The sequence below is a fragment of the Prochlorococcus sp. MIT 1306 genome (genome assembly GCF_047304515.1).
GTDB lineage: Bacteria > Cyanobacteriota > Cyanobacteriia > PCC-6307 > Cyanobiaceae > Prochlorococcus > Prochlorococcus marinus_D.
This window is the reverse complement of the sequence record NZ_CP138959.1, coordinates 2,224,640-2,244,507: the sequence shown is the minus strand read 5'-3', so window position 1 is coordinate 2,244,507 and position 19,868 is coordinate 2,224,640. Positions and strand designations below refer to the sequence as shown.

Genomic DNA, 19,868 nt, shown 5'->3' with positions numbered 1-19,868 from the left:
TTTAGATCGCTGTCATCCATGACCAGGCGACTGCAACTCCCATTGGCACAGTGAGGTTGTCGATACCCCAACGACTTAGTTGCTCTAGTCCAACGGCAAGGCCTGTGACGGCGAAGATGCGTAGGGGATGGAAGCTAGCGTCAATGAGCAGGCTGAGAGTGAAAAGAATGATTAGGGTTATCACAGCCATGGTAAGAGTGCCTGCGATTGATTTGCGTTGACCCCATATCAACCAATTGGGTGAGCGTACTTTGCGACCGATGAGGCCAGCTAACCCATCGCCGAAAGCCATCACAAGCACTCCGGAGCAGACCGCTGCAGCATTTTCTGGCCAGAAGAAAATCAGCAACAGGGTGATTGTTAGAGCGTATGCCACTGTGCCGTAGCTGTTTCGATTGACGTCTTCAATAGCTGGTAGTAAGCGCCAGCGGTGGTTGATGAGGATCACAATGGTAATGAGGATTGCCATTGGAATTGCCCAATTCGATGGGATCCCGAGCCACCAGGCCAAAGGGATCACTGGGCCAGTACCGATGTGAACGATCTTGCGACTTAGTTCTCGTTGGTTAGGCCAGCGGACCCTGCAAACCACAGCAGCTGAAAGCACAAAAGCTATCCAGCATGCAATGGCAACCAGAGAGTTGATATACCCCAAGACTTAACTCATGCAGCTTGTTGATGGTTGGTCATCATCCGTAGCTTGAGAATGGCTTTGGCCTCCAACTGTCGTACGCGTTCTCGTGAGACGCTGATTTGCCGACCAATTTCAGCGAGGGTCAGTGGTTCTTCACCATCTAGACCGAAGCGCAAGCGCAGGATTTTCTGTTCACGTTCATTGAGCTGAGATAGCCAACCTCCTAGGTGTTCCTTTTGGATGCTGCGATCTAGGCCTTCCATTGGTTCGGCCCCATTGGGGTCGGGTATCAGTTCACCTAGGGTGCTGCGGTCTTCTTCTCCGCGGGCATGGGCATCGAGAGATGCGCAAGGAGCGCTTTGAGCGATGAGATCCTCAAGGTCTTGGGGTTGAATGCCCATGGCATGGGCTAACTCCAATCGATTTGGTTGACGGCCGAAACGATGGGAAAGCTCTCTTGAGATGCGTCGCATCTTGGAGAGTTTTTCGCTGATGTGAATGGGTAGACGGATGGTGCGAGCGCTGTTGTCGATGGCCCTGGTCATCCCTTGACGAATCCACCAATAGGCGTAGGTAGAGAACTTATAACCCATGGCTGGATCGAACTTGTCGACAGCACGTTCGAGACCAATGGCTCCTTCTTGGACTAGGTCAAGGAGTTCAAGGCCCTGATTCTGATATTTTTTGGCAACGCTAACCACGAGCCGGAGGTTGGCTGACATCATGCGGTCACGGGCGCGTTTGCCCATGCGAATTTTGTGGCGTTGTCGTGGAGTGTGGTCTTGCTCTGGTAACTCCAGCAATTCCTTCATCGCTTGCACATGGTGTGCCAGCTCAATTTCCTCAGCTGCGGTCAGCAAAGGGACGCGTCCGATGCTGCTCAGGTAGAACCCGATCGCATCAGTACCCAAACGACCACCTTGGCGATTTTGGTTACGGGATGTCTGCCCGTTACGGCCAGCTCGATTCGCTTGTTCTGAAGGTTGCTTAGATGTAGACGGTAATACAACTTCTGACGAAGGCGTGAGTGAAGCACCCTTCGCAGATTCCAGAGGGATCCCCATCACCCTGGCCTCCTAAATTAGATTTGCGCGGAATGTAGCACTCACAGAGCTTAGAAACTTGGTTGAAGCAAAAAGTTTTTGTTAGCCTATGCGAGTGATCAGTTGATTGGTCGCTTCTAAGTAAAAAAACTGTTTTGCATGCTGATCATTCCTTTTTAGGTAGCAAAGAGCACTTTGCTCACAGTTATGGTGTCGTGAGGCACGGAGTTTCACCCTGCAGGGATGGCTTGTTGCCAGAGGTTGATCAGCTGTTGCTGTGCACGATGTTCTTCACTATTGGGATTGGGTTGGCGCTGTAAAAAGCTGCCATCGCTCTGCATATCCCAGGCTTCCCGGTTGTCGTTTAGGTAGAGGTTCAGCAGTCGCTCTAGGTGTTCCTTTTGCTCTGGTTCTTCAATTGGAGTAACGGCTTCCACGCGTCTGTCTAAGTTTCGAGGCATCAAGTCTGCGCTGCCGATATAAACCTCTGGGTTGTTGTCATTGGCAAACCAGAAGATACGGGAGTGTTCCAGGAACCGGCCGATGATGCTGATCACGCTGATGTTTTCGCTGAACCCTTTTCGCCCTGGGTAGAGACAGCACATACCGCGGATGATCAGTTCAATGCGAACTCCAACTTGGGAAGCTTCGTAGAGCAGGCTAATGATGGCTGGATCCACCAGAGCATTCATCTTGGCGCGGATGTGTCCGCCTCTACCTTCGCGGGCGTGTTCGATTTCGCGGAGGATCAGTGATTCCATTCCCTTGCGTAGGGTGACAGGCGCCACCAGCAGTCGACGAAAACTTTGTTGCTTTGAAAAGCCAGTGAGATAATTGAATAGTTCAACTAGATCTTGGCTGAGTTCCGGTCGTGCAGAGAGCAGGCCAAGGTCGGTGTAGAGACGTGATGTCTTCGAGTTGTAGTTACCTGTGCCGATGTGCACGTAGCTGCGTAGGCGCTCTTTTTCTTTGCGAACGACCAAGATGGTTTTTGTGTGTGTTTTTAGTCCTAAAACGCCATAGACAACGTGAACGCCCGATCGCTCTAGATGACGGGCCCATTGAATATTGTTGCCTTCATCGAAGCGTGCCTTGAGTTCAACCAGAGCCATGACCTGCTTACCGTGTTCGGCTGCACGGATCAGGGCCGCAATGATTGGGGAATCCTTGGATGTCCGATAGAGCGTGATCTTGATTCCCATGACGAGGGGATCGTCTGCTGCTTGATTGATGAATTCCTCTACAGAGGTCGCGAACAGTTCGTATGGGTGGTGAAGGAGAATGTCTTTGCGGCGAATCACCGAGAAGATGCTTTTGAATTCTTCTTCTTTGATTGATTCTTCTTCAAGCATTCTGCGCTGGCTGCGGGAGAGAACTTTGGCGGTCAGGCCAATGTGGGGTTGGTCTTTGAGTTGCTCCAGGGGCAAACGCATGAGACCGAATAGATCATCGAGGCCTAGTAGTCCCTCGATGCGATAAAGGTCGTTTTCTTCAACAGCCATACCTTCAATCAGCATCTCAACGACTCTCTGGGGCATTTCGTTTGTCACTTCGAGTCTCACCACTTCTCCGCCCATCCGCCGCTTGTGAAGGCCCTGTTCCATGGCGCTCATGAGATCGTCGGCTTCTAGGTCTCTGAGTTCAAGGTCAGCATCGCGGGTGACTCGGAAGAAGTAGTGCTCTTCAATCTTCATTCCGGGGAAGAGCAATTTGAGGTTGAAGGCCACCACTTGCTCCAATGGAACTGCTGTGTGAACCGGCTTGGGATTGATGCCACTTAGATCAGGAGGTATCTCTACAAAACGAGGCATCGTTTTTTGTGGAATCTTGACCCGGGCGAATTGTTGTTGGCCTGTTTCCGGATCGAGGATCAGGGTCGCAATGTTGAGGCTGAGATTGCTAACGAAAGGGAAGGGATGGGCTTGATCCACGGCTAGTGGTGTCAGCACCGGGAAAATGGCTGTCTGGAAATAATTGTCAACCCAGAGGCGTTCTTTTTGATTGAGTTGCTCGTAGTCGAGTAGGTGAACACCTTGCTCGACTAGCTGGTTTTTGAGGTGTTTACGGTAGTGATCTTGTTGTTGCTCGATGAGAGGAACAAGGTGATCTCGGATCGTGAGGAGTTGCTGAATAGGGGTTAGACCATCTGCGCTGGTTTTGGTAATGCCGGCTTCCACTTGAGCTTTGAGGGAGGCCACGCGAACCATGAAGAATTCGTCGAGGTTGTTGCTGAAGATGGCACTGAACTTGGCTTGTTCCAGCAGCGGGGTGCGCGTATCCAGTGCCTGAGCAAGGACCCTTTCGTTGAAGGCGATCCAGCTGAGCTCGCGGTTGATGTAGTGCTCCGAAGCTACCGCTGGATTACTCATTGAAGGCCAGTTTGTTCATCCACTATCCAGGCAAAGTAGCAATCATGATTGTTTGATTGTTGTGTTCCTTGTGCTTGCAGGTAGGCCTCCTGCAACAAGGGCAATCACGCCCACTAGTACGAGGCTGGCCAGCCAGAAGGGACTGCGAGTGCCTATTTGGTCGTAGGCGAATCCTGCGGCGGCTGCACCAAGGAAGGTCCCTAGACTCTGAAGACCTTGAAGGCTACCGAGCACTGCCCCTTGGCCAGCGTTGTCGAGGCGTCTGGAGACAAGCGCTCTCAAGCATGGCACGACTAGACCTGTGCCAAGGGCTAGTACCGATACGGCAGTGAATACAACAGAAATCGAATTCTGCTGAGTGGCCATGGGCAATAGCAGACAGCCTGCAATGACGAAGCCAATGCCAGCAATGGTGAGCCGCCATTCGCCGAAGGATTTGACCAGTGGACCGATTAGCAGCCCTTGAACCACCATTGCGATCACGCCTACAACTGCAAAGGTCAGGCCTGCCAAACTGACTGTCCATGAGAAGGCTTGCTTCAGGTAAAGCACCAGCACAGCTGTGAAACCGTTGAATGCCATGAAGAACAGGAAGAAGGCGAAACAAAGGCGGCTTACTAGTGGATTGGCAAAGATCTGTGCTAGCTGGGTGATCGGGTTGAGTTGTCTTTTGCTTGGTAGGGAATTGCGAGCTGCTGGCGGGTGTGTTTCGGGAAGGATATAGATCACAAGGAGCAGGTTCGCGACTGCGAAGGCTGTGGCGGCTATCCCGGGTAGAGCGATATTGATCTCTGCTAAGCGGCCACCGATATAAGGGCCCAAGATGAACCCGAGGCCGAATGCAACGCCAATAAGGCCGAATGCCTTTGCTCGGTTCTCAGGTGTTGAGATGTCGGCAAGCACTGCGGTGGCGCTACTTGCTGTGCCACCGCTAACGCCATCGATGATTCTTGCTGAGAAGAGAAGGATCAGGGGAACAATGCCGATCCAAGCGGCTGGAAGTATGTTCCAGTCAATCCATATTGTGATAGCGAATAAGCCAAGGCCTGCTACTGAGCCAGCAACGCAAGCGGTTAAAACTGGTTTGCGGCCAAAGCGATCACTGAGAGCGCCAATTAGGGGAGCCACGACGAATTGAGCCAATGCATAAGTACCTCCCAGTAGCCCCAGAATTGTGCCGCTGTCTGTGAAGCGTCCTGGGAGGTATGGAAGTAATGGCAGTAAGAGGGTTTCACCTAGGCGATCGTTCAACAGAGTGACAAAGGCACAGAGAAAGATGGGAATCTGTGGTCGGCGCAATTGGGAATGAGTCAGGATGAATGTCACGATCCCATAGAGACTTGACGCCATTGATCTAAATGGCAGGCTCTTGTGACTTGTCGCCGCTTAAGACCCCTTACAAAAACTGATCATTTTGTTGTCAGGGAGATTTATGCCGATGCGATTGAATCTCAAGGGGGAGGCTTGTATTCCCCTGTTCAGATCAGTGCTTGGGCAGCCTTGGCCTGGTTACCAGGAGTTCTGGATAGGCCACTGATCGAAGGACGAGGTTGGTTGAGTCTTGAGAACGACGAGGTTGAGGCTTTCGCTCTTCGTTATCCCTCTGATCGTTTGGCGTTGCTTTATTGCCGGGGCCGGTCTGCTCGTTGTGGCCATGCCACTGCGCTGCTTGAACAGGTGGAAGCTGAAGCCTTGCAGGAAGGACAGCTAATCTTGGTTACGGAAGCCAGTTTGTGTAGTCACCCTTTGCTGTTGAAGTGGGGCTGGATTGAAATGGCTAAGGAAGTGATTCAGATCGGAGGTGTGAGTTTCGATCGTTATCGCATGGCGAAAAACCTACAGGCTCGCTTCAAATGATGGTCTCTCTCCAAGCAATGAGCTGCTCAAGCGTGGTTTGGGCTAAGCCTGATTGCAGACACTTTTCAGCATGAGCGATACCTTCATCGAGGTTGTCGGCCAGGCCCGCTAACCATAGGTAGGTACCAGCATTCCAGAGGAGGGGCTGGCTTAATGCCCCGCGATTGTGCAGAGCTTCCATTGCCTGCTCGCGCCACTCCGTAAGGTTGCTCCACTCAACGTCTTGGCTAAAGCAGCCGTGGTTACGGGGGTGGAGGATGAGTCGTTCTGGCTTGCCGTTTTGAACTCGGGATGTGATGCAAGTTCGACTGATGGGAAGGTCTGTGCTTCCTTCGAGCCCTTTCACAGTCACGAGATTTGTTTCACCTGCTAGCTCAAGGGCTTTCCAGGCCCGGTCTTCGGTGGGTGGATGCACGAAGCCGCTGACGAGTAAATGCTGTCCTTGATGTGCTGTCCAAAGCAGCTCCAAACTGGCCACAGGCGGTCGCTTGCCGATGTCGTCGCGATAACTGATCAAGCTTTCGGCCAGCGGGAAGTGATCTGGCTGGTAGATCAGTGCCAGACCATGTTGTTGAAAGCCAGCTTCTAGGTTTGCTATTGATAGGCCTTGGAGTTGTAGCCCTAAGGCTTTGAATAACTCTTCTGTGGTGACGCCATATTTGATTGGCATACGTTGCCCCCCTTGCAAGACGACGGGTTGACCAGCGTTGAGTAGGACCAGTGCTGTGAGCGGATAAATGGGGGCTGTTCGCTTGCGGCCGTCGAATGGCATCCCAAAGCAAATGGGTCGTTTCTGGCCATTGGCTGATTTCAGTTTGGGTCCAAGCACTCTGTATGTATCAAGCATGCCGGCGAGTTCCTGGGGCTCGGGTCGACGAATGCGATGGGCGATGAGGAAGGCGCCAATTTGAGCAGGGCTGGCTTGGGCTGTAAGGATGAGATGCAAGGCATCAGCTGATTCTTCACGGCTCATGCCACGACTGGTTTGCTCTCCACTTCCCACTTTCCTGAGGTGGGCTTTGAAGCGTTCACGGCCGGATAATTCGGGGCATGTGGTCACGATTGATTGCCGGAACTCATTGGATCTTTCTGTAGTCATGTAGCTGCGTGGAGTAGCGATTAAGACATCCTTGTGACATGTCTGCTTGGCACAGGCCTAATTGGCTCCGTTGGGCTTTAGGAATCACTGCAACGATAAAGCGAGGCTGTTTGCATTTCAGCGTAGTTATATTTTCTAAGTGCAATGTTCGAATCTCCAAAGTTTTTGCGCTGGGGTATTGGGGTATTGATCAACGTCGAGACTGGTTTTATGCTATTGTTTTATTTGATTACCGGGCTTTTGATTGCAAGGGCTCGGCATGCATCTTGCATAGAAGATTCATCTAAGAGTAAGAGTTTTTTTGGCACCGTAGTTCTGCTTTTCAGTAGTTGATTGGTGTCAATGAAATGAATCATCAGATACGATTGCTTTTGCTTGGATTGCAGTTTTCATTTATTGCCATCATCCTCTTTTTGATTCAATAACCCATATTTGCGTATCCGTTGGCTATGGACTCATTGCCATGATCTGTATTGCTGAGCAAGTTGTTTTTTGGCTAGGTCTCGATGGAGATCAGTCGGCAGACTTTGGCTGAGCTTGAACAGGTTTGATTGACTGCTGGATGTGCCGATGCAGCCCAGGGCTAGTAATGCTGCTCGTGTTGTAGCTTCGGAACCTTTTCTTGCCACTTCGGCAATGCGGTTGCTGATGTCGACACCATCGCGTCGTTGCAGAATTCGAATGGTGCTTAACACCACTGGATCGCGTATGTCGTTGAGGAGGTCGTCAAGGAGGTTCAGCAGCTCGTCATCGCTAAGTTGGTATGCCTTGAAGTTCAACAACTCCAGACCAGCCATGCGCATTGCTTGGGAAGGTTCTCTGAAAATCCTTTTTATCAGCAAAGTTGGCACTATGGCTCCCCAGCAGGCCATTGCTTGCAGTACCTCGAGCTCCAGTTCTTCTTGATCACCAAGTTGTTGGATGAGCCAGTCTCGAGCCTCAGGTTGATGGCAGAGGCCAGCTGCATAGATGAGTTCAGACTGCTTACCATGTTGCTTAAGCAGGGTTTTTAATATTCCCCAGCCATCATCACCAAGCAAGCCCAGTCTTTCGGCTAAGGCTTTACGTAGATCAGCAGAAAGGCTGGGGCAGTAAACATTCCCCAGCCAGTCTGGTTCTAGAGGAGTCTTACCTACTTTATTGAGACGTTCCCAGAGAACGGCTTCATCGAAGCTCATGAATGTTCTAGATCAGCGTGCCCCTAGTTCGGCGGCGAGTTCACGTTCCAGCTTCTCATCGTGAACCGTAGGCAGTACGTTGCTCATTTGGGTGCGATGGGTGCTGTAGAAGAGCATGCCGATAAACACCATCCCGCCAATGATGTTGCCGAGGGTGACTGGAATGAAGTTCCAAACGATTACTTGGCCAAAGGAAACGCCTGAACCAAGCATGGGTCCGGCGGTGTGCAGGAACATGTTCACCACGATGTGCTCCATTCCCATGGTTTGGAATGCTGTGATCGGCAGCCAGCAGGCCAAAATTTTGCCAGGTACGCTCTTACTAACTAGGGCCATGGTCACACCCAGACAAACCAACCAGTTCGCGATCAATCCGCGCAGGAAGGCCAAGAAGAAGCCAAGGGATTGAAGGTTCTCGTATTTGCTAACAACGTTGGTTTTGTTGAGGGCAATGATCTTCGCTGCTACCTGTTGCCACATGCCGCCACCATCGGCAGCGGAGGCGGGATCCACGGTGCCACCGCTGGTCAGGCTGATTGCCATCAATAGGGCAACCACAGCAGTGCCGATCCAGTTGCCGAGCCAGACCCAACCCCAGTTGCGGAAGGTGGCTCCCCAGGTGCTCTTGCCGGCCCATGTGGCCATAGGCAGCAGAGCGAAGTTACCGGTGACCAGTTCCATGCCGAATAGCACGATGCTGGCAAAGCCGAAGGGGAAGAGCAGGGATCCCAACCATGGTTGACCACTCTTGAGACCAACTGTGAGTGCAAGGATCACAGCAAGGCCGAGAATGGCCCCGGAATAGAAGCCACGCACCAGCAAGTTCTTGACGCTGACAGTGGCTTTTTTGCCGCCGGCGGTAATCATGCCGTCGACAAGTTCGTTAGGTAGGACGTAGTCCATTTGTGACGCCGTGGCGCTCATGTTGGTAGATGCGTAGGTTTAACGAGAGGAGGATTTTTAGCCACTGATGGTGTTCATCAGGCGTGAGAAGACATCTCGGCCACCTTCTTTTTGATTGATTGCAGGCTTGTCGCTACCGCTGTTGCTTAACCAGTTGACAAAGCGAGAGAAAAGATCACGTGCTTGGGAAGTCGATTGCATGGTGGGGCTTGATAGGTGATTGATTTAAGAACGGTGGTTTAGCGATCGCAGCTCAAGGGGATGGGCTGCTGTTTTCGCCTAAATTGCTGAACCAGTTCATGAAGTTGGAGAAAGGGTCGCTGTTCTGCTTCGGTTGGCTACGAGGTTGAGCACCGAAGCGTTCGATCAGTAATTCCCGCAGTACGTCTTTCAGTTCGCTGCCAGGAATGCCTTTGCGATGCAGTGTCCCGATTCGGGCATCCGGCCCTTGCCGGCCTTCAAGGCTGAGGTCATAGGCCTCAACCATGCCTTGGCCCCCGTTCGGTGCACGGGCTTTGGTTCCTGTGAGGCCGATTGCGCCCATGTAGGCCTGGCCACAGCTGTTGGGACAGCCAGTCCAATGGACTTTTATTTCCTCAGGGAGGATGAGTTCTGCATCCAGTTGATGGGCCATTGCCATGGCCTGATCTTTGGTGTTTGTAAGGGCGAAGCTGCAGTACGTATTTCCTGTGCAGGAGACAGTGCCGGCGGCAAAGGAACCGGGTTCAAGTGGAAAACGCTGTAGCAGTGGATCAGCTTGAAATTTGTCGAGGTTGGTAGTTGATAGCCCCACCAAAATGATGTTCTGGTCTTCAGTAAGACGAATTTCACCACTGCCATAGTTAAGACTGGCGCTAGCAAGATCCTGAAGATCTTCTGCGCGTAATCGTCCAACGGGTACATGCATGCCGGCGTAGTGAAGTCCTGTTTGTTTCTGAGGGTGGATTCCGTAAAAAGAGCGAGGCTTGTCGTCAAATACAGAACCGGGATCAGGAGTTAGCGGTCCAAATTTTTCCGCCACCATGGTGCGAAACGCTTCGATGCCCACGCTGTCGAGGTACATGCGAAACCTGCCCTTAGGGCGATTGTTACGCTCACCGTTATCTCGCCATAGCGTTAGAATAGTGCCGGTGAGCCGACAGATTTCATTGGGTTTAACCCAGGCATTTAAAGGCAGCGCATAGTCATTCATCTGCGAGGAGAGGATCCCTCCGAGCCAGACGCCGAAACCCATCACCCCATCGTGTTCCACTGGATGGAAGATGATGTCGTTATGGAGCAGGAAATTATCGCGGGCCCCTGCAACTGCCGTATTCCATTTGCGGGGAAGGTTGGAGAATTCATGGTTTCCTTTTCCTTGATTCGTGAGGAAATTTTGTAGTTCAGTTGTGTAAGGGCGAGTATCAACAATTTCAAGAGGGTCAATCCCAGCCAGTGGATTTCCTGTGACATTGCGTGGGTTATCAAAACCTGATTGGATTGTGTTGAGACCTGCCTCTTCAAGACGTCTGAGGATTTCGGGAAGATCACTCAGTAAAACACCACGAAGCTGTAGGTTTTGGCGTGTTGTGATGTCGCAACTGCCGTCTTCTCCGTAGCGACCCACGATTGAGGCCACTACTTTTATTTGGTGGCTATTGAGAACACCATTGGGTATCCTTAGCCGTAGCATGAACTTGCCAGGAGTTTTGGGTCGCCAGAACATTCCATACCATTTCAGGCGCAGTTCGAGGTCTGTTTTATCGACCTGTTCCCAACCAACCTGAGCAAAGGTTTCAAGTTCATCACCAACATCTAAGCCATCTTTAAAAGCTTTGTTTTGCTCAATTTTGTTGAGCTTCTTTCCTTGGAGAAATTGTTTAGCAGGAGAGCTAATAACCATGACATTTTGTTGAAATTAAACTTGAAAAGAAGTGATCATGTTTTTCAAACTTTATTTGCTTATTCGATGCCCATGGTTTTTAGACTCTGCCATTATTGAAGTAAGGGTAAGTTGCGAATGGAGTCATTAAGCCTGATGGAAGAGGGCATTGGCGGTATCAGATTGAACAAAACTGAGCATTTGTGTGAAATTAAAGATTTGGTGTCTTTGTATACATTCTGAGCCCGGCTGATGTTGGCTGAGCTAGGGGTGTTAAGGAGTCAGGCCACGCTGCGAATGGAGTCATTAAGCCTGATGGAAGAGGGTATTGGCGGTATCAGATTGAACAAAATTGAGCATTTGTGTGAAATTCAAGATTTGGTGTTGATCGATACATCTAGGTGCACAAGTTTCCTTCTTTATGGTTGCTGTGTATAAATTTTAAGTGATTTCAGTATTGGCGGCCTATCTCTCCCAGCCAACGGATTGTGCCTTGTCTGAGCATTTTCCACACACGGTTCATGGCAGCTAAATCCCTTTCGAAGTCACTGTTAAAGCGTTTTGAGCGGTTTGCACCCTGTCTGCCTTGGCGACCACTCGTCCTCAACCGAGTTTGCGACTGTGTGCGATAGCGACGGGATGCCATGGTTGCAGTCGACTATTAAGACTGGAATGACTTCACCAGTTTCGGATGTCTTAGATCCGTGGCCGTTGTTACGAAAGCATGAGGAGGTTGGTTGTAAGCGCGCTTTGCGTTTGATCGTGCATGGCCGTGCTGGTGGGTATGTTCCTTCTTGTGTGCGTTCTTTTGCTCTGCAGGTCGCGCAACGTCGAGGCACACCTGTGCTGGTAGAAGCCTTAACGGCTACTGATCGCCATGAGCAGAGTGCAGATCCTATTTGGCTGGTTCCTTTGTTGTTGCTGCCTGGTTCTCATGTTCGAGAGGATGTGCCGTTGATTCGTCAGCGACTTCAGCAACAGGGTGTGAACATCAGGTTGGTGCCTTTCTTGGGTGCCTGGCCCTCTTGGTGGCGATTGTTACAGGAGTGGGTGCAGCGTCAGGATTGTCGTGATGGCTCTCTTGTTTTGGTTCACCATCCCCTTCGCCAGGGTGTTGCTCATCGCTATTTAAGTTTGCTTCAGCAGCGGCTGGCGTTGCCCATGCTTTCCTGGGACGACTGGCATGCTGATCTCGCTGCAGCGAAGGAGGCATCCAAGCCTCTTTTTCTCGCCTTGGCGCCAATCCAGATGACGCAGACGCTGCGCGATTCTGGGGTGATGACTTCCCTACTTGAGATTGAGTTATTTCGATTGGGTTTGATTGATTTGCTGGCTGCATTGCCATGAGCTCTTTGGACTTTGGCACTGTGTATTTGGTGGGTGCAGGCCCTGGTGATCCTGATTTGCTCACACTGAAGGCTTATCGTCTGCTTCGCCAGTGCGGAGCCTTGGTTCACGATGCTCTGGTGCCTAAGGAAGTACTCGAGTTAGTACCCGAGTCTTGTGAACGGCATTTTGTTGGTAAACGTCGAGAACGTCATTGGGTCCCACAGTCCAAGACAAATGAGTTGCTTGTTGAATTGGCTCAGCGTCATTCCTGTGTAGTACGCCTAAAAGGTGGTGATCCTTTTCTGTTTGGGCGGGGTGGTGAGGAGGCCGCCTATTTGCAGAGTCATGGGGTATCGGTGGAGGTGGTCCCTGGGATTACAGCGGGGATGGCTGCGCCGGCCTATGTGGGTATTCCTCTGACCCATCGTTGTGGTGGTAGTTCTGTCACTTTTGTGACAGGTCACGAGAAGATCGACAAACAGCGCCCTTCTGTGAATTGGAAGGATCTTGCTAGCGCAAGTGACAGCCTGGTGATTTATATGGGTTTGCATAACCTTGCTTATATCGTCGAAGAGTTGATTGCCGGTGGACTCGATCCAGCTACGTCCGCAGCAATCATTCAACAGGGCACTGTCGTAGGTCAGCGCTACCTCAAAGCTCCCTTGGAACAGTTGGTTCAAAGGGTGCAGAGCGAAGGGTTTGCAGCGCCGTCGATTGTGATTGTGGGTGCAGTAGTTGATGAACAGGTGGCAGCGTGTGCTCCTCAGCCGGCTGAGGTTGTGATGCCGATCAAGTCTTGATCTATGACTTAGCAACCTAAAGGTAGATGTTGAATTTAGCGTTTAGATTAGGAGATATCGCTGGGCCATTGGTAGTTCTTCTGCGGGGTCGCATGTGAGTAAATCGCCGTCGGCGAACACCTCGTAAGTTTGTGGATCTACCTCTACTTTTGGTAGTGAATTGTTGTTGTGCATTTCTGCTTTGCCGATCGTGCGGGTGTTCAGAACGGGAATGCAGGCACGTTGCAGCCCCAGCTTGTTGGGAAGATCTGTTTCGATGGCCGCTTGGCTCAGGAAGGTGAGGCAGCTGGGGGCAAGGGCTTTGCCGAATGCTGCAAACATTGGTCTGCCATGGACTGGTCCAGGTGTTGGAATAGAGGCATTAGCATCGCCCATTTGCGCCCAGATGATTGAGCCGCCCTTGATGACAAGTTCTGGCCGCACGCCGAAGAAGCCTGGCTTCCAGAGCACCAAGTCTGCCAGTTTGCCTACCTCTACTGAGCCAACATGGTTGTCAATGCCGTGGGCAATGGCGGGGTTGATCGTTACTTTGGCGATGTAGCGCTTTAGGCGGTTGTTGTCGTTACGAGTGCCACGTGGATTGGCAGCATCTTCTGGCAGAGGGCCTCTCTGAACTTTCATCTTGTGAGCGGTCTGGAATGTTCTGCTAATCACCTCTCCGACTCGTCCCATCGCTTGGGAATCACTGGCAATGATGCTGAAGGCACCGAGGTCGTGGAGAATATCTTCCGCGGCGATCGTTTCGCGACGGATGCGCGATTCGGCAAAGGCCACATCTTCAGGAATCGCTGGATCTAGGTGGTGGCAAACCATGAGCATGTCGAGGTGCTCTTCCAGGGTGTTGCGGGTGTAAGGCCGGGTTGGATTTGTGGAGCTGGGCAGCACGTTGCTTTCACCACAGATACGGATGATGTCTGGTGCATGGCCTCCACCGGCCCCTTCGGTATGGAAGGTGTGGATGGTGCGTCCGCCGATGGCTCGGATTGTGTCTTCTACAAAACCTGCTTCATTGAGCGTGTCTGTGTGGATGCAGACCTGGACATCAAAGCGATCGGCTACCGAAAGACAGCAGTCAATAGCTGCTGGAGTGGTACCCCAGTCTTCGTGGAGTTTGAGGCCGCAGGCACCGGCTAGTACTTGCTCCTCGAGAGCTTCAGCTGTACTGGCATTGCCTTTACCAAAGAAGCCAAGATTCATCGGCAATCCTTCGGCTGCTTGCAGCATGCGGCTGATGTGAAAGGAGCCAGGTGTACAGGTAGTGGCATTGGTGCCTGTTGCTGGACCTGTACCACCACCGAGCATGGTGGTAACGCCGCTAGCCAGGGCAGTCTCGATTTGCTGTGGGCAGATGAAATGGATGTGGCTATCGATGGCGCCGGCTGTCACGATGTGACCCTCTCCAGCAATGGCTTCAGTGCCTGGGCCGATCACAATGTCAATCTCGTCAGTGATGTCGGGATTGCCAGCCTTGCCGATAGCAACGATCCGTCCATCTCGCAGGCCGATATCTGCTTTGACGATCCCCCACCAGTCGAGGATCAGGGCATTGGTGATCACGGTGTCAACAGCACCATTGGCGCGGGATTGCTGGGATTGCCCCATGCCGTCGCGGATCACTTTCCCTCCACCGAATTTGACTTCTTCGCCGTAGGTGGTGAAATCGCGTTCCACCTCCAGGATCAATTCGGTATCTGCCAGGCGCATGCGGTCGCCTGTGGTTGGGCCGTAGGTTTCGGCGTAGGCCTGGCGATCCATCCGGTAGGCCATAGCAATGCAGCGAAAGGGACGAGGTGTAGAAGCTGTTCAGTCGAGTGGTCCGTTGACCAGACCGTTGAAACCGAAAACCTTGCGGTCACCAGCAAGGGCAACCAGGCGGACGTCACGTTCGTCGCCGGGCTCGAAGCGGATCGCTGTTCCAGCAGGGATGTCCAATCGGTGCCCCCGTGCAGCATCACGATCAAAGTGCAGAGCTGTATTGGTCTCGAAAAAGTGAAAGTGGGAGCCAACTTGAATCGGTCGATCGCCACTATTGGCAACGCGCAGGGTGAGGGTTGGCCGGTTGCTGTTGAGTTCAAGCGTGCCCGGTTCAGGAATCAGTTCACCGGGGATTAGCGGAGGCATGGGGATTTTTTAGCGGATGGGGTCGTGGAGGGTGACCAATTTGGTGCCGTCCGTAAAGACAGCTTCAATTTGTACCTCCGGGATCAGTTCGGGAACACCGTCCATCACCTGGTCGCGACGCAGCCAGGTGCTGCCTTCGGCCATCAGTTCCGCGACGGATTGGCCGTCACGAGCGCCTTCGATGACAAGGAAGCTGAGCCAGGCCACGGCTTCAGGGTGGTTGAGCCGCAGGCCGCGCTTGAGGCGTCGTTCTGCAAGCAGGGCAGCGGTGACGATCAGGAGTTTGTCTTTTTCCTGGGGGCTGAGGTGCATGGAAGCCAGGATTTCATTTCAGTGTGGCGAGGCAACAGGCGGCTGATGGTTCTTTGTGAACCTTTCTTTTGAGAACATTCACTCCTCTTGCAGGGGCCATTCTCTGGGCGGTTGAGGAGTGCTGAGCCGCCGCAGCTGGCGTGTGCGGGCCCAAAGGCGGGTAAACCATTGACGTGCGGCTTGGCTTGATGGCCCTATATATCGGGCCACTAAGCCTTGATTGAGACCACCACAAGCCATGGAACCTTCTAGGTTTGCGCGGTCTGTTCGACAGTTCCGCAGAAGTGTCTCCATCACTTCGGCAGTCAGGGGATCCGGTGCGGCCCAAACAAAAGATCCGAACACGGGTTGTGTTCCCATGCCGTGCAAACTCTGCAGCACGTCGCTGTTGAGCTCGAGTTGATCGACTAGTTCCCATTGACGACCAATCGCGGTTTGTCGGCAGATCTCCAGGCTGGACCTCCAGCAGCCTTCGTTCAGTGTTTCTCCAGCAGCTGTGCGACCTAGGCGCACCACTTCGGCGGAGAGAAAACTGGCTTTTGGTTGCAGTTCGACTTGCATCCGTTGCTTGTAGAGGCCTCCTTGAAAAACCACGAGCTCTTGGGGTAACCATTCCAGGTCAGCATTTGTTGCTAGTTCGAAGTGACACTCTTGACTTGCCCAGCGGCCTTTGGGGTGTTGTTTGGAGCGGCCCACGGAGCCATAGACCTTCTGGGCAGCCACACTCGTGACCAGGCCGCGGCTGCTTGCTCCAGCTTTGACATTCACACTGAGTTGATCTCCTCCGACCAGACCCCCTGCGGTGTGGAGTAAGGGCAGTTGGCAGCGGCCGTCGTCATCAAGATTGGCACGCTGAATCTTGAATGGAGCCGTGCATTGGCTCTGATGCACGGTGAGCCGGGATTGAAGATCGTCTGCCGCAGTTTTGCTGATCAGTTGCAGGGAACATTGGCCGTGCCAGGGTCTATCGCCAGTCATCGGAGCACGCTGTGATCGAGCACGGTTTAACTCTTTAGCAACACTCACGGATGGAGCAGTTGCCGTTTGGCAGGCTTATGGTCATGAGCTTGGTCGATTTTCCTTCGCGCGACACTGTTCCGGTGCTCACCCGCAGGCTTGATGCTGTTGGGGTTGAGGCTTGCATGCAGTTGCCTCTCACTGCTGAAGAACGCACCCGTTTGCGGGGGCTGCGATGCACGGCTTGCGGTCAGTCCGTCTTATTGCAATTGCCGCGGCAGGGCCCATTGCAGCCTGGAGAAAGTTTGGCTGCGGCGGAAGGTTCTGTTTTGGTGAGGGTGGTCGCTGCTTCTGAGAAACTGTTGTTGGTGAGGGCTCCTTCAGAACTGGCTCTGCTTGAGGCGGCTTATCACTTGGGCAATCGTCACGTAGCACTAGAGCTACGCACGAAGCAGTTGCGTTTGCTAGATGATCCTGTCTTAGCCGATCTGCTGCGGGTGCGTGGCTTGGCTCTGGAGTCTGTGATGGAGCCATTTTATCCAGAGCCTGGGGCCTATCAAGGCGTCCATAGCCATGATCAACAGCCCATTGATGGGCACCAACAACGTCATCACTGATGAGCAGTCTCGCTTTGCTTCAGCTTGTTAGCCCGGCTTTGCCGGTGGGTGCGTTCAGTTATTCGGAGGGTTTGGAACTGCTGGTGCAGCGTGAGCAGCTTCAGGATCGAGCAACTTTGGCAAGTTGGTTGGAGGCGGAGCTCAGTCGCGGGCAGGTCATGATCGAAGCTGCTGCTTTGCGTCCGCTGCGTCATTCCCTCAGCCAATGGAAGGTGAGTGCTGAGCAGGGCAAAGTTGACCATGGCACTGCTGTGCGGGATTGGGCTCAATGGTTGATTGCACTGCGAGATGCGGCTGAAGTAAGAGCGCAGCAGCAGCAGATGGGTCGATCTCTTTTGCAGTTATTAGCTGAGCTGGGTCATCCTCTCCCTGATGGAGGAGTGGATTTTGGTTGGCCAGTGGCGTGGGCTTGGGCTGGTTTGGCTTGGGAGATAACGCCTCTGGAGGTTGTGCAGGGTTACCTGTTTGGTTGGGTGGCTAATCAGCTCAGTGCGGCCGTGCGTCTTGTTCCGCTGGGGCCAACTGAGGCACAACGGTTGCAGCGTCAGCTTCAGCCGCTCATTGAAATGCAGGCCATTAGCTTGCTTGATGTGGATCCACAGCAGCTTTGGTGCGGAGGAGTGGGTTCTGCTATTGCACAGCTCTCTCATGCTGAGCTTTATTCCCGATTATTCCGGAGCTGATGAGTAGCAAACTGCGCTTAGGTGTGGCTGGCCCGGTGGGTTCGGGTAAGACAGCACTAGTGGAGGCAATTTGTCGCCGTCTACGAGATCAGTTGCAATTGGCAGTTGTCACCAATGACATCTATACCCAGGAAGATGCAGAGTTCTTGACGCGTGTGGGAGCTCTCGAGCCAGAGCGTATTCGCGGCGTGGAAACAGGTGGTTGTCCTCATACTGCTATTCGTGAGGATTGTTCGATTAATCGCGCGGCCGTAGAAGATCTGGAGAGGAATTTCCCAGATCTTGATGTTGTTCTTGTTGAGAGTGGTGGCGATAATCTTGCCGCCAGCTTCAGTCCAGAATTAGTGGACCTTTGCATCTATGTGATTGATGTGGCGGCTGGCGACAAGATCCCTCGTAAGGGTGGTCCGGGGATCACACGCTCGGATTTATTGGTGATCAACAAGATTGATCTCGCGGATCATGTCGGGGCTGATTTGGAAGTGATGAAGCGCGATGCGACGCGGATGCGGGGAGAGCGCCCTTGGTGTTTCACCAACTTGCACAGCGGCGACGGCCTGGAGAGTGTGCTGCAATTTTTGTTGCAACAGATACCAAATTGCCCTGAGCAATGATCGGCGCAAAGGGCTTTGTATCATTCACTACAGAATCATGCCTGGCTGATCTTTACGTTCGCCAAGCCGCCCGAATAGGCGTGCTCCATATTCTGCCTATCTACGGTTTCAATGAACGTTTCATTCTCAAAGCGCCTTGTGGCTGGCTTCGCCGCAACCGCCGTTGGTGTCAGCATTACGGCTTGCGGTGGTGGTAGTGATAAAACCGCTAATACCGATTTCGACGATACGGTCACGGTTGGTATCCTCCATTCCTTAAGTGGCACCATGGCCATCTCGGAGTCCACCCTTGTGGACACAGAGAAAATGGCGATTGAAGAGATCAACGCTGCCGGTGGTGTTGAAGTTGATGGCAAGAAATACAAGATCGACTACATCGTTGAAGATGGCGCTTCTGATTGGCCAACCTTCGCTGAGAAGTCCAAGAAGTTGATCGATCAGGATAGTGTTCCTGTTGTCTTTGGTGGTTGGACTTCCGCAAGCCGTAAGGCGATGCTGCCGGTTTACGAATCGAAGAATGCATTCCTCTATTACCCGATTCAGTACGAAGGCCAGGAGTGTTCCAACAACATCTTCTACACAGGTGCGACTCCGAATCAGCAGTCGGAGCCTGCAACCAAGTTCATGTTCGAGAAGTCGCCTGCTGCTGGCAAGCCCTTCTTCCTTGTAGGTTCTGATTACGTTTTCCCTCGCACCTCTAATACCATCACTAAGGAGCAGGTCAAAGCTCTGGGTGGGAAAGTTGTTGGAGAGGATTATTTGCCCCTCGGCAACACTGAAGTGGCGCCGATCATTGCCAAGATCAAGAAGGCATTACCTGATGGTGGTGTGATCATCAACACCCTCAATGGTGACCAGAACGTCGCTTTCTTTAAGCAGATTCAGGATGCCGGACTGACTCCTGAAAATGGCTACTACGTGATGAGCTATTCCATCGCGGAAGAAGAGATCAGCACGATCGGACCTGAGTTCCTTGAGGGACACTATGGGGCTTGGAATTACATGATGTCGATTGATACGCCTGCTTCGAAGAAGTTTGCATCTGACTTCAAGGCCAAATATGGCAATGACCGTCAGGTTGCTGACCCTCAGGAGTCGGCTTACAACATGGTGTATCTGTGGAAAGCTGCGGTCGAGAAGGCCAATAGCTTTGATGACGACAAGGTACGTGAAGCTTTGATCGGAATTGAGTTTGATGCGCCTCAGGGCCCTGTGAAAGTGATGCCAAACCATCACCTGTCCCAGACAGTACGTATCGGCAAGATCACCAAAGATGGTCAGTTCGAGATTCTCGAAGAGACAAATGGCCCTGTGGCTCCACAGGCTTGGAATCAGTTTGAGCCAAGTTCCAAGGGCTATGCTTGTGATTGGACTGACGCCAATAAAGGCGAGAAGTACAAGCTTTGATTACCTTGTCAAGGCGTTTTTCCGCTTTGGCATTGTTTGGGAGGAGTCCGGAAACGGGCTCCTCCTTTCGTCGTTTTTCCGGTC

Annotated in this window: 20 protein-coding genes; 7 read left to right on the top strand and 13 right to left on the bottom strand. The window is 52.4% G+C overall.

The window, feature by feature from the left end; all coding sequences use genetic code 11:
* Position 1: 1 nt before the first annotated feature.
* The 4 genes from SIB74_RS11240 to SIB74_RS11225 form a co-directional block, all read right to left on the bottom strand.
* The gene (locus SIB74_RS11240; RefSeq protein WP_231906122.1) at positions 2-607 is read right to left on the bottom strand and encodes a diacylglycerol/polyprenol kinase family protein; all 606 of its coding nucleotides are present in this window, start codon (positions 605-607) and stop codon (positions 2-4) included.
* A 56-nt stretch (positions 608-663) separates the two neighbouring features.
* The gene (locus SIB74_RS11235) at positions 664-1,698 is read right to left on the bottom strand and encodes an RpoD/SigA family RNA polymerase sigma factor (RefSeq protein ID WP_063396570.1); all 1,035 of its coding nucleotides are present in this window, start codon (positions 1,696-1,698) and stop codon (positions 664-666) included.
* A gap of 209 nt (positions 1,699-1,907) precedes the next feature.
* Positions 1,908-4,046, bottom strand: a complete 2,139-nt coding sequence (ppk1, locus tag SIB74_RS11230; RefSeq protein WP_063396571.1) for a polyphosphate kinase 1 — start codon at positions 4,044-4,046, stop codon at positions 1,908-1,910.
* A 42-nt stretch (positions 4,047-4,088) separates the two neighbouring features.
* Complete coding sequence (locus tag SIB74_RS11225) at positions 4,089-5,396, bottom strand: MFS transporter (protein WP_063396572.1); 1,308 nt, start codon at positions 5,394-5,396, stop codon at positions 4,089-4,091.
* Between the two features lie 21 nt (positions 5,397-5,417).
* On the opposite strand from SIB74_RS11225, the gene SIB74_RS11220 reads away from it, so the two are divergent.
* Entirely contained in the window at positions 5,418-5,903 is a 486-nt protein-coding gene (locus SIB74_RS11220) for a GNAT family N-acetyltransferase (RefSeq protein ID WP_063396573.1), read from the top strand.
* Here SIB74_RS11220 and SIB74_RS11215 read toward each other — a convergent pair.
* From SIB74_RS11215 to SIB74_RS11195, 5 genes are all read right to left on the bottom strand, one after another.
* On the bottom strand, positions 5,896-7,002 hold the full coding sequence (locus SIB74_RS11215) for an anthranilate phosphoribosyltransferase family protein (protein WP_063396574.1): 1,107 nt from the start codon (positions 7,000-7,002) through the stop codon (positions 5,896-5,898). The genes SIB74_RS11220 and SIB74_RS11215 overlap by 8 nt on opposite strands.
* Positions 7,003-7,457: 455 nt before the next feature.
* Entirely contained in the window at positions 7,458-8,180 is a 723-nt protein-coding gene (locus SIB74_RS11210; protein ID WP_063396576.1) for a hypothetical protein, read from the bottom strand.
* 12 nt (positions 8,181-8,192) lie between these two features.
* Entirely contained in the window at positions 8,193-9,083 is an 891-nt protein-coding gene (locus SIB74_RS11205; protein WP_063396577.1) for a formate/nitrite transporter family protein, read from the bottom strand.
* 57 nt (positions 9,084-9,140) lie between these two features.
* Positions 9,141-9,284, bottom strand: a complete 144-nt coding sequence (locus tag SIB74_RS11200; protein ID WP_063396578.1) for a hypothetical protein — start codon at positions 9,282-9,284, stop codon at positions 9,141-9,143.
* A gap of 52 nt (positions 9,285-9,336) precedes the next feature.
* Entirely contained in the window at positions 9,337-10,965 is a 1,629-nt protein-coding gene (locus SIB74_RS11195; protein ID WP_063396579.1) for a ferredoxin--nitrite reductase, read from the bottom strand.
* A 540-nt stretch (positions 10,966-11,505) separates the two neighbouring features.
* On the opposite strand from SIB74_RS11195, the gene SIB74_RS11190 reads away from it, so the two are divergent.
* Positions 11,506-12,291, top strand: a complete 786-nt coding sequence (locus tag SIB74_RS11190; RefSeq protein ID WP_413681716.1) for a CbiX/SirB N-terminal domain-containing protein — start codon at positions 11,506-11,508, stop codon at positions 12,289-12,291.
* Positions 12,288-13,073, top strand: a complete 786-nt coding sequence (gene cobA, locus SIB74_RS11185; protein ID WP_063396581.1) for a uroporphyrinogen-III C-methyltransferase — start codon at positions 12,288-12,290, stop codon at positions 13,071-13,073. The genes SIB74_RS11190 and cobA overlap by 4 nt, the downstream gene beginning before the upstream one ends.
* Positions 13,074-13,115: 42 nt before the next feature.
* On the opposite strand, the gene ureC is transcribed toward cobA, so the two are convergent.
* From ureC to SIB74_RS11165, 4 genes are all read right to left on the bottom strand, one after another.
* Complete coding sequence (gene ureC, locus SIB74_RS11180; RefSeq protein ID WP_063396582.1) at positions 13,116-14,840, bottom strand: urease subunit alpha; 1,725 nt, start codon at positions 14,838-14,840, stop codon at positions 13,116-13,118.
* Between the two features lie 36 nt (positions 14,841-14,876).
* Positions 14,877-15,194 (bottom strand): urease subunit beta, encoded by a 318-nt coding sequence (locus SIB74_RS11175; RefSeq protein ID WP_063396583.1) that lies wholly within the window; start codon positions 15,192-15,194, stop codon positions 14,877-14,879.
* Between the two features lie 9 nt (positions 15,195-15,203).
* Positions 15,204-15,506, bottom strand: coding sequence for an urease subunit gamma (locus SIB74_RS11170; protein ID WP_011827547.1), 303 nt, complete (start codon positions 15,504-15,506; stop codon positions 15,204-15,206).
* Between the two features lie 78 nt (positions 15,507-15,584).
* Positions 15,585-16,484 (bottom strand): urease accessory protein UreD, encoded by a 900-nt coding sequence (locus SIB74_RS11165; RefSeq protein WP_063396948.1) that lies wholly within the window; start codon positions 16,482-16,484, stop codon positions 15,585-15,587.
* 83 nt (positions 16,485-16,567) lie between these two features.
* On the opposite strand from SIB74_RS11165, the gene ureE reads away from it, so the two are divergent.
* The 4 genes from ureE (at position 16,568) to urtA (ending at position 19,784) form a co-directional block, all read left to right on the top strand.
* Positions 16,568-17,080 (top strand): urease accessory protein UreE, encoded by a 513-nt coding sequence (ureE, locus tag SIB74_RS11160; protein WP_063395030.1) that lies wholly within the window; start codon positions 16,568-16,570, stop codon positions 17,078-17,080.
* Positions 17,080-17,763 (top strand): urease accessory protein UreF, encoded by a 684-nt coding sequence (locus tag SIB74_RS11155; RefSeq protein WP_063396584.1) that lies wholly within the window; start codon positions 17,080-17,082, stop codon positions 17,761-17,763. The genes ureE and SIB74_RS11155 overlap by 1 nt, the downstream gene beginning before the upstream one ends.
* Positions 17,763-18,377, top strand: a complete 615-nt coding sequence (gene ureG, locus SIB74_RS11150) for an urease accessory protein UreG (RefSeq protein ID WP_063396585.1) — start codon at positions 17,763-17,765, stop codon at positions 18,375-18,377. The genes SIB74_RS11155 and ureG overlap by 1 nt, the downstream gene beginning before the upstream one ends.
* Positions 18,378-18,488: 111 nt before the next feature.
* A complete protein-coding gene (urtA, locus tag SIB74_RS11145; protein ID WP_063396586.1) occupies positions 18,489-19,784 on the top strand; it encodes an urea ABC transporter substrate-binding protein in 1,296 nt (431 codons plus the stop codon).
* Positions 19,785-19,868: the final 84 nt, after the last annotated feature.

Bases quoted from the DNA above. Each gene is read 5' to 3' on its own strand.
- urtA (WP_063396586.1), top strand. From the start codon at position 18,489: ATGAACGTTTCATTCTCAAAGCGCCTTGTGGCTGGCTTCGCCGCAACC.
- ureE (WP_063395030.1), top strand. From the start codon at position 16,568: ATGAGCTTGGTCGATTTTCCTTCGCGCGACACTGTTCCGGTGCTCACC.
- SIB74_RS11195 (WP_063396579.1), bottom strand. From the start codon at position 10,965: ATGGTTATTAGCTCTCCTGCTAAACAATTTCTCCAAGGAAAGAAGCTC.
- SIB74_RS11200 (WP_063396578.1), bottom strand. From the start codon at position 9,284: ATGCAATCGACTTCCCAAGCACGTGATCTTTTCTCTCGCTTTGTCAAC.
- SIB74_RS11225 (WP_063396572.1), bottom strand. From the start codon at position 5,396: ATGGCGTCAAGTCTCTATGGGATCGTGACATTCATCCTGACTCATTCC.
- SIB74_RS11235 (WP_063396570.1), bottom strand. From the start codon at position 1,698: ATGGGGATCCCTCTGGAATCTGCGAAGGGTGCTTCACTCACGCCTTCG.
- SIB74_RS11170 (WP_011827547.1), bottom strand. From the start codon at position 15,506: ATGCACCTCAGCCCCCAGGAAAAAGACAAACTCCTGATCGTCACCGCT.
- SIB74_RS11165 (WP_063396948.1), bottom strand. From the start codon at position 16,484: ATGACTGGCGATAGACCCTGGCACGGCCAATGTTCCCTGCAACTGATC.
- cobA (WP_063396581.1), top strand. From the start codon at position 12,288: ATGAGCTCTTTGGACTTTGGCACTGTGTATTTGGTGGGTGCAGGCCCT.
- SIB74_RS11215 (WP_063396574.1), bottom strand. From the start codon at position 7,002: ATGACTACAGAAAGATCCAATGAGTTCCGGCAATCAATCGTGACCACA.
- SIB74_RS11175 (WP_063396583.1), bottom strand. From the start codon at position 15,194: ATGCCTCCGCTAATCCCCGGTGAACTGATTCCTGAACCGGGCACGCTT.
- SIB74_RS11155 (WP_063396584.1), top strand. From the start codon at position 17,080: ATGAGCAGTCTCGCTTTGCTTCAGCTTGTTAGCCCGGCTTTGCCGGTG.
- SIB74_RS11210 (WP_063396576.1), bottom strand. From the start codon at position 8,180: ATGAGCTTCGATGAAGCCGTTCTCTGGGAACGTCTCAATAAAGTAGGT.
- ppk1 (WP_063396571.1), bottom strand. From the start codon at position 4,046: ATGAGTAATCCAGCGGTAGCTTCGGAGCACTACATCAACCGCGAGCTC.
- ureG (WP_063396585.1), top strand. From the start codon at position 17,763: ATGAGTAGCAAACTGCGCTTAGGTGTGGCTGGCCCGGTGGGTTCGGGT.
- ureC (WP_063396582.1), bottom strand. From the start codon at position 14,840: ATGGCCTACCGGATGGATCGCCAGGCCTACGCCGAAACCTACGGCCCA.
- SIB74_RS11205 (WP_063396577.1), bottom strand. From the start codon at position 9,083: ATGGACTACGTCCTACCTAACGAACTTGTCGACGGCATGATTACCGCC.